At 75.1% G+C, this 12157-nt stretch carries 8 protein-coding genes and 2 pseudogenes; 4 read left to right on the top strand and 6 right to left on the bottom strand.

Annotated features, from left to right (window positions below; all coding sequences use genetic code 11):
* Positions 1–9: 9 nt before the first annotated feature.
* From ABEB13_RS14445 to ABEB13_RS14435, 4 genes and pseudogenes are all read right to left on the bottom strand, one after another.
* Complete coding sequence (locus ABEB13_RS14445) at positions 10–891, bottom strand: NAD(P)/FAD-dependent oxidoreductase (protein WP_425559882.1); 882 nt, start codon at positions 889–891, stop codon at positions 10–12.
* A complete protein-coding gene (locus ABEB13_RS40550; RefSeq protein WP_425559881.1) occupies positions 855–1328 on the bottom strand; it encodes an FAD-dependent oxidoreductase in 474 nt (157 codons plus the stop codon). Before ABEB13_RS40550 ends, ABEB13_RS14445 begins: the two co-directional genes overlap by 37 nt.
* Before the next feature lie 104 nt (positions 1329–1432).
* Positions 1433–3199 (bottom strand): ABC transporter ATP-binding protein, encoded by a 1767-nt coding sequence (locus tag ABEB13_RS14440; RefSeq protein ID WP_345705847.1) that lies wholly within the window; start codon positions 3197–3199, stop codon positions 1433–1435.
* 120 nt (positions 3200–3319) lie between these two features.
* A pseudogene (locus ABEB13_RS14435) lies at positions 3320–5399 on the bottom strand (molybdopterin oxidoreductase family protein).
* 160 nt (positions 5400–5559) lie between these two features.
* Here ABEB13_RS14435 and ABEB13_RS14430 point away from each other — a divergent pair.
* Positions 5560–6363 carry a sirohydrochlorin chelatase gene (locus tag ABEB13_RS14430; RefSeq protein WP_345705846.1) on the top strand — a complete coding sequence of 268 codons (804 nt, stop codon included), beginning with the start codon at positions 5560–5562 and terminating at the stop codon, positions 6361–6363.
* Here the strand turns inward: ABEB13_RS14430 and ABEB13_RS14425 are convergent.
* Both ABEB13_RS14425 and ABEB13_RS14420 read right to left on the bottom strand, forming a co-directional pair.
* Positions 6321–7705 (bottom strand): annotated as a pseudogene (locus ABEB13_RS14425) (MFS transporter). The gene ABEB13_RS14430 and the pseudogene ABEB13_RS14425 sit on opposite strands and share 43 nt — an antisense overlap.
* Positions 7702–8280, bottom strand: a complete 579-nt coding sequence (locus ABEB13_RS14420; protein ID WP_345705845.1) for a winged helix-turn-helix domain-containing protein — start codon at positions 8278–8280, stop codon at positions 7702–7704. Before ABEB13_RS14420 ends, ABEB13_RS14425 begins: the two are co-directional and overlap by 4 nt.
* 94 nt (positions 8281–8374) lie before the next feature.
* Between ABEB13_RS14420 and ABEB13_RS14415 the strand changes: the two genes are divergently transcribed.
* The 3 genes from ABEB13_RS14415 to dnaG all read left to right on the top strand — a co-directional run bounded on the left by ABEB13_RS14415 (position 8375) and on the right by dnaG (position 12103).
* Positions 8375–8746, top strand: coding sequence for a hypothetical protein (locus tag ABEB13_RS14415; RefSeq protein WP_345705844.1), 372 nt, complete (start codon positions 8375–8377; stop codon positions 8744–8746).
* A 48-nt stretch (positions 8747–8794) separates the two neighbouring features.
* Positions 8795–10099, top strand: coding sequence for a deoxyguanosinetriphosphate triphosphohydrolase (locus ABEB13_RS14410; RefSeq protein WP_345705843.1), 1305 nt, complete (start codon positions 8795–8797; stop codon positions 10097–10099).
* 87 nt (positions 10100–10186) lie between these two features.
* The gene (gene dnaG / locus ABEB13_RS14405; protein WP_345705842.1) at positions 10187–12103 is read left to right on the top strand and encodes a DNA primase; all 1917 of its coding nucleotides are present in this window, start codon (positions 10187–10189) and stop codon (positions 12101–12103) included.
* Positions 12104–12157: the final 54 nt, after the last annotated feature.

The raw sequence follows: 12157 nt of genomic DNA, 5'->3' as shown, positions 1-12157 counted from the left end.
GGCTGGTGGTCATCGGGAGGGCCCTCCGGTGGTCGTGCTCTGGGTGGTGAGCAGGTGCAGCGGGTGTGCTGACAGGGCCTCGTCGCCCTCCCAGGTGCCGGCGAGGTCGCCGACGGTGTCGAGGTCGCCGAGCAGGACGCCGCCGACCAGGCGGTCGCCGCCCTGCTCGTCGCGGCGGACGATGACCTTGCGGTAGGTCCCGCGGCTGGCGTCGGCCAGCCGGACGACCCGGTCCCCGGGGCCGGCGGGCACGGTCTCGCCGAACGCGGCGAGGTCCAGCGGCGCGGAGTCCGGGCCGGTCAGCGTGAGGCGGGTCAGCAGCCGGCTGCCCTCGTACGGGGCGTCCTGACCGGTCAGGATCCGGGCGAGGCGGTCCGCCTGGGCGAGCGCGGGGCCGGCCAGGCCGTAGACCGTGCCGCGGTGCTCGGCGCAGTCGCCCAGGGCGTGGACGGCCGGGTCCGAGGTGCGCAGCCGGTCGTCGACCACGATCCCGCGGCGCACCTCCAGTCCGGCGGCGAGCGCGAGCCCGGTGCGGGGCCGGACCCCGGCGGCCATGATCAGCAGCTCGGCGTCGAGCCGGAAGCCGTCGGCGAGTTCGACGCCGGTGATCCGGCGGTCCTCGGTGAGGGCCGAGCGGACCCGGCACTCGGTGTGCACCTCGACGCCGAGCTCGGTGAGGTGGGTGCGGAGCAGTTCGGCGGCCTCCTCGTCGAGGTGGCGCTCCATCAGGTGCTCGCCCTGGTGGGCCAGCACCACCTGCACGCCGCGGACGGCCAGCGCACGGGCCGCGCTGACCCCCAGGAGGCCGCCGCCGACCACCACGGCCTGCCGGACGTTCGGCAGGTGGGCGTCGATCAGGGCGCAGTCCGCCATGGTGCGGAAGGCGAACACACCGGCGGGGAGCTCTCCCCGGCCTTGGCGGCCGGGCGGTGCCCCCATCGCTCCCGGCCGGTGAGGGCGTCGTCGAACAGCCCGCGCAGCGGCGGCAGGACGGGGTTGGAGCCGGTGGCCAGCACCAGCCGGTCGTACCCGACGGCCTCGCCGTCGTCGCACCACACCCGGCGCTGCGCGCGGTCGATCCGCACGACCCGGGCCTGCCGGTGCTCGATCTGCCCGGGCAGCGGCGCCAGGGCCGCGACCTCGGGGGAGTAGCGTCCGGCGAGGACCTCGGCGAGGAGCACCCGGTTGTAGGGCGGGTGCTCCTCCTCGGAGAGCAGGAGCACCCGCGGTCCGCCGCGGGCGGCGAGCTGCTGGGCGAGCCGATGGCCTGCCATGCCGCCGCCGACGACCACGATCCGGGGACCGGTCCGGCTGTCGGTTGCTGTCATGCCCTTGAGCATGCTTCCCCGGTGTTACCCGACCGGTGCCCGGACTGTTTCGCGGCCGGAACTTCGACCTCAGCGTCGGCCGGGGCCCGGTGTGAGCCGCCGGCTCACGCCAGCTGGGCCGCCTGGAGGCCCGCGTACGCGCCGCCGCTGCGCAGCAGTTCGGTGTGCGAGCCGATCTCGGCGATCCGGCCCTCGTGCATCACCACGATCCGGTCGGCGCCCCGGATGGTGGAGAGCCGGTGCGCCACCACGAAGACGGTGCGGCCGCGCACCAGGCGGGCCAGCGCCTCCTGCACCAGCGCCTCCGAGCGGGAGTCCAGCGCGGAGGTCGCCTCGTCGAGGACGAGCACCCGCGGGTCGCGGATCAGCGCCCGCGCGATGGCGAGGCGCTGCTTCTGGCCGCCGGACAGCCGGGCGCCGCGCTCGCCGACCACGGTGTCCAGGCCGAGCGGCATCCGGTCGATGAACTCCAGCGCGTTGGCGTCCCGCAGTGCCGCGCGGACGGTCTCCTCGGGCACGTCCTTCATTCCGTAGGTGACGTTCTCCCGGATGCTGCCCTCGAACAGGATCGACTCCTGCGGCACCACCGACAGGAACTTGCGGTAGCTGCGCAGGTCGAGCTGCTCCATGTCGGTGCCGTCCAGCAGGATCCGGCCCCCGGTCGGCCGCAGGAAGCCGATCACCAGGTTGAGCACCGTCGACTTGCCCGCGCCCGAGCCGCCGACCAGCGCGATCGTCTCGCCGGACCGGACGTCCAGGTCGAAGCCGGTGACCGACGGCTCGTCGCTGCCCGGGTAGGTGTGGCCCACCCCGCGGAATTCGATCCGGCCGGTGACACCGGCCACCTCGGCCTTGCCCGCGTTCTCCTCCAGGTCGGGGGCCTGCAGCACCTCGCCCGCCGAGCGGACGGACGCCAGGCCCTTGCCGAGCTGCGGGGTGAGGGTGAGCAGGGTGGTGACCGATCCGGTCAGGCTGGAGAAGTAGGCACTGAGCATCACCACGGAGCCGGGGGTGACGTTCAGCCAGCCGTAGTAGGCGACCATCGCGGAGCCGGCCAGGCAGCCCACGCCGATCGCGTTGAGCAGGATCCAGGCCAGCGAGCCGAACCGGCCGTTGAGCAGGTCGAGCCGTAGACCGGCGTCCAGCACCCGGCCGAGGGTGCGGTCGACCCGGCGCAGCGCGGTGCGCTCCAGGCCGTGCGCCCGGGTGATCGGGATGAGCGTGGTCATCTCGCTGACCCGGGAGGACAGCTGCTCGACCTCCTGCCGGAAGGACTCGTTCTGGCTGCGCAGGCGCTCGCGGAGCCGGACGACGAGCACGGCGGCGGCCGGCACGATCACCACGAACACCGGCAGGAAGGCCGGGGTCTGCACGCCGATGACGACGAGTCCGCCGGTGAGGGTGGCGATCGCGGCGAGGCCGTTGTCGGCGGTCTGCTGCGCGGCGTTCTCGATGCCCTCGACGTCGCGGATCACCTTGGCCTGCAGGACGCCGGCGCTGACCCGGGAGTGGTAGCCGATGGAGAGCTGCTGCATCCGGTGGCAGAGCGCGGAGCGCAGCCGGGTGCCCATCCGCCGGATCGACCCGTGCATCCAGTGCACGTACAGCAGGTGGAGCGGCAGGTTGAGCAGCAGGATGACCAGCAGGACGGCGGAGTTCCACCACAGCACGGAGATCGGGCGGTGCCGGACGACCACGTCCACGATGTTGGCCGTGATCAGCGGCAGCAGCCACACCGGCGCGTGCTTGGCGAGGAACACCGCCACGGCGAGGCCGACCCGTCCGCGGTCGGGGCGGAAGAGGTAGAGGAGGGTACGGACGGGATGCTCGCCGCGGTAGCGGTGGCTGAGCGGTCCCTGGGGCAACGCCATGAAGGGCTCCGGTCGGGGAGTTCGGTGCGGGGGTTGCACCATCCTTTCAGCGCGGACCCGGCCGCGGGGTGGCCGGTACCGGACACCGGCGGGGCCGGCCGACGGCGTCCTCACCCGCCGTCAGCCGGCCTCCGGCGCCCGCTCCAGCCGGACGGCGCACGCCTTGAACTCCGGCATCCGGGAGGTCGGGTCGAGCTCCGGGTTGGTGTGCAGGTTGGCGTTGGCCTCGCCCGGCCAGTGGAACGGCATGAAGACCGTGTCGGCGCGGATCGCGGTGGTGAGCCGGGCGGGGGTGACGGTCCGCCCGCGCCGGCTCACCACGGCGACCGGCTCGCCGTCCGCCACCCCGAGCCGCTCCGCCAGCCGCGGGTGGAGTTCGACGAACGCCCCCGGGGCGGCCGCGTTCAGTTCGGCGACCCGGCGGGTCTGCGCACCGGACTGGTACTGGGCCAGCACCCGTCCGGTGGTCAGGCGGACGGGGAATGCGTCGTCCGGCTCCTCGGCCGCCGGCCGGTGCTGGACGGGCGTGAAGCGGGCCCGGCCGTCCGGGGTCGCGAAGCGGTCCAGGAACAGCCGCGGCGTGCCGGGGTGCCCGGCCGACGGACAGGGCCAGAACACCCCGTCCTCCGCGGCGATCCGCTCGTAGCTGATGCCCGCGTAGTCGGCGACGCCGCCGGCCGAGGCGCGCCGCAGCTCGTCGAAGACCTTCTCCGGGTCGGTCGGGAAGCCCTCGCCGTGGCCGAGCCGCGCGGCCAGGTGGTGCATCACGTCCAGGTCGCTGCGCACCCCGGCGGGCGGTTCGACGGCCTTGCGGCGGAGCACGACCCGGCCCTCCAGGTTGGTCATCGTCCCGGTCTCCTCGGCCCACTGGGTGGCCGGCAGGACGACGTCGGCCAGCGCGGCCGTCTCCGACAGCACCACGTCGCTGACGGCCAGGAAGTCGAGCGCCCGCAGCCGCCCGGTGACGTGCGCGGAGTTCGGCGCCGACACCACCGGGTTGGAGCCCATGACCAGCAGCGCGCGGACGTCCGTGCCCAGCGAGTCCAGCAGCTCGTAGGCGCTGCGCCCGGGGCCCGGCAGGGTGTCCGGGTCGACGCCCCAGACGGCGGCGACGTGGGCCCGGGCCGCGGGGTCGTCCAGCTTGCGGTAGCCGGGCAGCTGGTCGGCCTTCTGGCCGTGCTCGCGGCCGCCCTGGCCGTTGCCCTGCCCGGTGAGGCAGCCGTAGCCGGCGTGCGGCCGGCCGGCGTTGCCGGTGGCCAGGCACAGGTTGATCCAGGCGCTGACCGTGTCGGTGCCCTTGGCCTGCTGTTCGGGGCCGCGGGCGGTGAGCACCATGCCGGTGGGGGCGTCGCAGAACATCGTGACGGCGGTGCGCAGCTGGGGGAGCGGCACGCCGGTGACCGACTCCACCAGTTCGGGCCAGTGGGCCATCGCCGCCGCCCTGGTCCCGCTCCAGCCGGTGGTCCGCCCGGCGATGAACTCCTCGTCCGTCCGGCCGTCGGCGACCACCAGGTGCAGCATGCCGAGGGCCAGGGCCAGGTCGGTGCCGGGCCGGGGGCCAGGTGCAGGTCGGCGAGGTCGGCGGTGCGGGTGCGCCGCGGGTCGACGACGATCAGCCGGCCGCCGTTCTCCTGCAGCTCCCGCAGGTAGCGGACGAAGGGCGGCATGGTCTCGGCGGGGTTCGCGCCGACCAGGATCACGCAGCCGGCCCGCGGGATGTCCTCGACCGGGAACGGCAGCCCGCGGTCCAGGCCGAAGGCCCGGATCCCGGCCGCGGCGGCGGAGGACATGCAGAACCGGCCGTTGTAGTCGATGGCCGAGGTGCCCAGCGCCACCCGGGCGAACTTGCCCAGCTGGTAGGCCTTCTCGTTGGTGAGGCCGCCGCCGCCGAACACCCCGACCGCGTCCCGGCCGTGCGCGGCGGCGGTGCGGGCCAGCGCGTCGGCGACGAGGTCCAGGGCCTGCGGCCAGCCGGCCGGACGCAGCTCGCCGTCGACGCGCACCAGCGGGGTGGTCAGCCGGGCGCCGGGGGCCAGGACGGCCGCGGCGCTCGCGCCCTTGCCGCACAGCGCCCCCGGTTGACCGGGAAGTCCGGCCGCTCCTCCACCGCGACCGGGACGGGCCCGTCGGTGCGGCGCAGCCCCATCCCGCACTGCAGGGCGCAGTACGGGCAGTGCGTGGCGGTGGCGGCTTCGTTCATGCCGCCACCCTGCTACGGCGCTGTTTCGCGGCGGGGGCCCGTACGTTACGGGCCCCGCACACCGCGCTCACCTCGGCGGGGTCGGCGGTTGTGAGGCCCGGGAAACCGGTCGTGACCGTCGGGCAACGGGGGAGAAACAGCTGCGGGGGATCCTGGAGTCATGACGCCAGCCACTCCTCCCGCCACCCCCGCAGGGCAGGCCCCGTCGCAGCCGGCCGGGCCGCCGCGCACCGCCGCGGTGCGGATCCTGCACGCTGCGCGCCGTCCCGCCCTGGTGCTCGTCGCCCACGGGTCCCGCGACCCGGCGGCGGGCGCCGAGATCGACCGGCTGCTGGCCCGGCTCCGGGCCGCGCGGCCGGAACTGGACGTGCGGACGGCGCATCTGGGCCTGAACGCGCCACTGCTGCCCGAGGTGCTGGACGGCCTGAGCGGGCCGGCGGTGCTCGTCCCGCTGCTGCTGAGCCGCGGCTACCACGTGAAGGTGGACATCCCCGCGGTGCTGGCCGCCGCCTCGCAGGTGAACGGGGTGATCACCGTCCCGCTCGGGCCGCATCCGCTGCTGGCCCTGGCCCTGCACGCCCGGCTGGCCGAGGCGGGCTGGCGGCGGCGTCCGGGGGACGCGGTGGTGCTGGCGGCCGCCGGTTCGCGCGACCCGGACGCCGCGGCCGACACCGGGGAGCAGGCCCGGCTGCTGGCCGAGCGGCTCGGGGTGCCCGTCCGGCCGGGCTGTGTGGCGGCGGGCGGGCCGAGTGTGGCCGAGGCGGTCGCGGAGTTCAGGGCGCAGGGGTACCGCCGGGTGGCGGTGGCCGGGTACTTCACCGCTCCGGGGGACTTCGCCCGGCTGGCCGCGGCGGCCGGGGGCGGCCCGGCGGCGGCCCCGCTGGGGGCCCACGACGCGGTGGTGGCCCTGGTGCTGGAGCGCTACCGCACCGCGGTGCCGGCGCTGCTGCCCGCGGCGGCCTGAACCCCGGACGGGCGGGGCCCGTCGGGCAGGTCCCGGCAGCGCCGCACGGGCGAGAACCAGAGGATCAGCGCGGCCAGCGGCACCCCGGCCGTCATCAGCCACATCGCGGGGCGCAGCCCGAGCTCGGTGCCGAGCAGGCCGCCGAGCACGGCGCCGACCGGGATGGCACCGTAGTTCAGCACCGCGCTGCTGGCGCTGAGGCGCCCGAGCAGGTCGGACGGGCAGTACTGCTGCTGGAAAGTCGACTTGACGATGTTCCCGGCGACGACGCCGGCGGACACCGCGAACCCGCCGACCAGGTACAGCGCGAGCCCGGCGCCCGGACGGGTGAGCGGGATCAGCAGGGTGAGCAGCGGGACCCCGAGCTCGAACAGGAGCATGGCCCGGGCCGTGCCCGTCCGGGCCGCGATCCGCCGGGCGACCGCCGCACCGGCCACGCCGCCGGTGGAGGCGACGGCGACCAGCAGCCCGACCGCGCCGGGTGCCAGGTGGACCTCGCGGACGAGGAAGACCACCAGGATCGACTGGAAGCCGGTCAGGGCGAGGTTGGACGCCGCCCCCAGAGCGCGAACGTCCGGAACCACACGTCGCCCAGGACGAGCCGCAGCCCGTCGGCGATCTCCCGGGTGAGCGCCCGCCGCTCGGCGGCCGGCCGTGGGGCGGGTTCGCGGTGCCGGATCCGGGCCGTGCAGCAGACCGACAGCAGGAAGGTCGCGGCGTCGACCGCCAGACCGCCGACCGGGCCGGCGATCGAGGCGATCAGACCCGCCGAACCGAGGCCGGCGATCCCGGCCGCCGACGCGCTGCCGTGCAGCTTGGCATTGCCCTCCGCGCGGTCGGCGGGGGCCAGCAGTCGCGGCAGGTACGCGGTGTACGCGGTCTGGAAGAAGACCCCGGCCGCGCCGACGGCCGTTGCCACCGCCAGCAGTTGCGTCATGGTGAGCAGCCCGGCCCGGGCGGCCACCGGCACGGTGAGGACGAGCAGTAACGAGGCTGCGGCGGCCACCAGCATGATCGGCCGGCTGCGCAGCCGGTCGACCCAGACGCCGGCCGGCAGGCCGATCAGCAGCCAGGGCAGCCATCCGGCGGCTCCGAGCAGTGCGACCTGGAAGGTCGTGGCGTGCAGGGTGGTGACGGCGATCAGCGGCATGGCGAGACCGGTGACGGCGGAGCCGAAGCGGTTGGCGGTCTCCCCGCTCCACAGCAGCCGGAAGTCGCGGTGCCGCCGGAGCAGCCCGGGGCCGCGGGCCGGGACGGGTACGGGTGCGGGTGCGGTGGGTGCGGTGGCCGTGACGGGTGCGGCGGGTGCGGTGCGGCCGAGGCGGCCGGTGCGGGCGCTCATTCGCCACGCTCCGCGCGCGGCAGGGCGTGGATCTGCAGGACGACGGGGCGGGCCTCGGGGTCGGGCACGGCGTCCGGGTCGGGTGTGTGGCGGGCCACCACCTCGGCCAGTTCCTCGTGCAGGGCTCGGAGTTGGTCGGCGGTCAGCCGCAGGTTGTTCCAGTCGGTGATGGCGCCGGCGCCCCGCCACGGGCCCGTCCACTCGGCGGCCAGCGAGTCGGCGACCCGCTGGAACTGGCCGCGCAGCATCTCGCCCAGGTAGGCCGCGGCGGCGTCCTGCGCCTCGGGGTCGTCGGTGAAGTCCGTGGTGCTGAGCACGTTCCGGCTGCGGGCACGGCGCCACCAGCGCTCGCGGCGGGTGCCGCGTTCGGCGTCCTCCTCGATGAAGCCGTGCTCGGCGAGGAGCCGCAGGTGCCAGCTGATGGTGCCGGTGCTCTCACCGAGGCGGTCGGAGAGCCGGGCGGAGGTGGCGGGGCCGTCCGCGGCGAGGGTGTCGAGGATCCGTACCCGCAGCGGGTGGGCGAGGGCGCGCAGGCTGCGGGCGTCGATCCGACGGGAGTTCTCGTGTCCGGTCATGGTGTCACCGTACAGTGCAGAGAGTTCTCTGCAAAGAGTTCTCTGCATTATTCGACGGTGCGTCACCCGCCCTCCCCGTGGCAGAGTCGGCGCCATGGCCGACCCCGACGCGGCAGCCGCCGGCGCCCGACTCCCCGACGTGCTGCGGTTCCTGACCGAGCTGATCGCCTGGATCGCCGCGCCCTGGGCCCTCGCCCGCCACTCCCTGCTGCTCTCCGCGGCCGCGCTCCTGCTGCTGATCGGCCTGCCCACCGTCCTCGCCACCCCGGGCGACAAGAAGCAGGTGATCGTCGCCGTCCCCGGGCAGGTCACGATCGCCCTCGTGCTCCTGCAGGCCGTGGCCGCGGTGGCGGCCTCCTGGGCGCTGTGGCCCGCCTGGGCGGCCACCGCCGTCACCCTCCTCGCCGCCGCCTGCCTGGTCGCCGAACAGCCCCGGTGGCGACGCCTCACGTCCACCCGCCGGTAGCGCGGCGCATCCCGCGATGTCCGCCACCGGGCGTACCGTGGCGGGTATATGAACAACACGACGCCGTACGACGCACCCCACCCGTACGACCCGACGGCCGAGGCCCGCTGGGTGCCGGAGCCCGACAAGCGGCCCGGCCGCACCGCCTTCCAGCGCGACCGCGCCCGGGTCCTGCACTCCGCCGCGCTGCGCCGCCTCGCCGGCACCACCCAGGTCGTGGCCCCGCTGCTCAGGGACTTCCCGCGGACGAGGCTGACCCACTCGCTGGAGTGCGCCCAGGTCGGCCGGGAGCTCGGCGCCGCCCTCGGCTGCGACCCCGACCTCGTCGAGACCGCCTGCCTGGCCCACGACATCGGACACCCGCCGTTCGGCCACACCGGCGAGGAGGCGCTCGACACCGCCGCCGCCACCTGCGGCGGGTTCGAGGGCAACGCCCAGTCGCTGCGCATCCTGACCCGGCTGGAGCCCAAGCGGTTCGCCCCGCAGGACGGGGCGGCGGTCCGGCTCGCCCCCTGGCCCGGCCGCAGCGTCGGGCTGAACCTCACCCGCGCCGCCCTCGACGCCGCCACCAAGTACCCGTGGGCCCGCGGCGAGCACCCCACCGACCCGGCGTCCACCAAGTACGGTGTCTACGGCGACGACCTGCCGGTCTTCCGCTGGCTGCGAACGGGCGCCCCGGCCGGCCGCAAGTGCTTCGAGGCCACCGTCATGGACTGGTCCGACGACGTCGCCTACTCCACCCACGACGTCGAGGACGGCCTGCAGGCCGGCCACATCGACCCGGCCGTGCTCCGCTCCGCCGACGAGCGCTCCGAACTCTTCAAGATCGCCGAACGGTACGCCCCCGACGCCGCCCCCGCCGAGCTCGACGAGGCCCTCGACCGGCTGCTCGCCCAGGACTGGTGGCCGCGCTCCTACGACGGCACCGCCCGCGCCCGCGCCGGGCTCAAGGACCTCACCTCCCAGCTGATCGGCCGGTTCTGCCTGGCGGCCGAGCAGGCCACCCGGGCCCGATACGGGCCGGGCCGGCTCACCCGGCACGCCGCCGAACTGGTCGTGCCCCGCGGCGTCCGGCTGGAGTGCGCGGTGCTCAAGGCCGTCGCCGTCCGCTACGTCATGCAGCGCGACGAGCAGGCCCAGCTCCGCTCCCGCCAGCGGATCGTCATCGCCGAGCTGGCCGACGTGCTCGCCCGCAGCGCCCCGCACGGCCTCGACGAGGTGTTCGCCGCACTCCACCAGGAGGCCGAGGACGACCGGGCCGCGCTCCGCGTGGTGATCGACCAGATCGCCACCCTCACCGACGCCTCCGCGCTCGCCCTGCACGCCCGCCTCGTCGAGCACCGCACCCCGTAGCGGGGCCGCGGGCCGGGCCGGCGGCCCCACCCGTCGCGTCGGCCGCCACGGCCCCGCCCGCCCCGCCCGGTCGCCTACACTTCACAGGTGGCCGGGCGGATCAGGGACGAAGACGTGCAGGCGGTGCGCAACGCACTGCCGATCGATGCCGTGGTCGGCGACTACGTCCAGCTCGCGAGCGGTGGCGGCGCGCAGCTGAAGGGCATCTGCCCCTTCCACGACGAGAAGTCCGCCTCCTTCTACGTCCACCCCGGCAAGGGCGTCTTCAACTGCTTCGGCTGCGGCGAGGCCGGCGACACCATCTCCTTCCTGATGAAGATCGAGCACTGCTCGTTCGCCGAGGCCGTCGAGCGGATGGCCGCCCAGGCGGGCATCACGCTCCGCTACGAGGAGGGCGGCTACTCGCCGCGCCACCAGCAGGGCGAGCGGACGCGCCTGGTCGAGGCGCACAAGGCCGCCGCCGCCTGGTACGAGGAGCAGCTCGGCTCGCCCGAGGCGGAGATCGGCCGCCGCTTCCTCGCCGAGCGCGGATTCGACGAGGTGGCGGCCAAGCGCTTCGGCGTCGGCTACGCCCCGGCCGGCTGGGAGCACCTGGTGCGCCACCTGCGCGGCAAGGGCTTCACCGACAAGGAGATCCTGCTCGGCGGGCTCGCCTCCAAGGGCCAGCGCGGCGGGCTGATCGACCGCTTCCGTGGCCGGCTGGTCTGGCCGATCCGCGACACCTCCGGCGAGGTGATCGGCTTCGGCGCCCGGCGGCTGCGCGAGGACGACAACGGCCCGAAGTACCTCAACACCCCCGAGACGCCGCTCTACAAGAAGTCCCAGGTGCTGTACGGGATCGACCTGGCCCGCAAGGAGATCGCCAAGTCCGGCCGGGCGGTGGTCGTCGAGGGCTACACCGATGTGATGGCCTGTCACCTGGCGGGCGTGGAGACCGCGGTGGCCACCTGCGGCACCTCCTTCGGCGAGGAGCACATCAAGATCATCCGTCGCTTCCTGATGGACACCTCCCAGTACCGCGGCGAGACGGTCTTCACCTTCGACGGCGACGCCGCCGGCCAGAAGGCCGCGCTGCGCGCCTTCGAGGACGACCAGAAGTTCGCCGCCCGCACCTCCATCGCCATCACCCCCGACGGCATGGACCCGTGCGAGCTGCGCCTGGCCAAGGGCGACGACGCCGTCCGCGCGCTGGTCGAGAACCCCACCCCGCTCTTCGAGTTCGCGCTGCACTCCGCCGTCGCCCGGCACCGGGTGGACACCGCGGAGGGCCGCGCCGCCGCGCTGGAGGAGGCCTCCCGGATCATCGTCCGGATCAAGGACCGCTCCATCCAGCACGAGTACGCCGTCCAGCTGGCCGGCATGCTCGGCATCCTCGACGAGCAGTTCGTCGTCCGCCGGATCGGCCAGCTCGCCCGCTGGCAGCGGGAGAACCAGCAGCAGGACGCCCGGCGCCCGGCGCTGCGCCGGACGGCACAGGCCGAGGCGCCGCAGCCCGTCCGGACGGCCGCCCCCGGGTACCGGCTGAACCCGCGCGACCCGGCCCAGTTCGTCGAGCGCGAGCTGCTGAAGCTCGCCCTCCAGCACCCCGACCTGGTGAGCCCGGCCTTCGACCACTACGGCGAGGACGAGTTCCCCACCCCGCCGTACCGCTCCGTCCGCCTCGCGATCGGTGCGGCCGGCGGCGCGGCCCACGGCGCCGGGCTGCCGGACTTCACCGGCACCGTCCGCGAGGTCTGCCCCGACGACGAAGTGCGCCGCCTGGTCACCGAGCTGACGGTGGAGCCGATCCGCTCGCGCCGCAAGGCGGACGAGATCTACGCCGGGGAGTTCCTGGTGAAGCTGCGGCTCCAGGCGGTGGACCGCCGGGTGGCCGAGGTGCGGGCGCACCTCCAGCGGCTCGGCAACCGGGCCGCCGCCGAGGAGATGAACGCCGTCCAGAGCGAGCTCTACGCCCTCCAGCAGTACGGCCACCAGCTCCGTTCCCGGGGCGCCGCCGCGCTCTGACCTGCCGGGCCCGCCGGGCGGCCGCCGTGCGGCCGCAGGACGGCCGCCCCGCGG

The organism is Kitasatospora paranensis (genome assembly GCF_039544005.1).
GTDB lineage: Bacteria > Actinomycetota > Actinomycetes > Streptomycetales > Streptomycetaceae > Kitasatospora > Kitasatospora paranensis.
The sequence above is the reverse complement of the archived record's forward strand: the minus strand, read 5'-3'. Positions and strand labels throughout refer to the sequence as shown.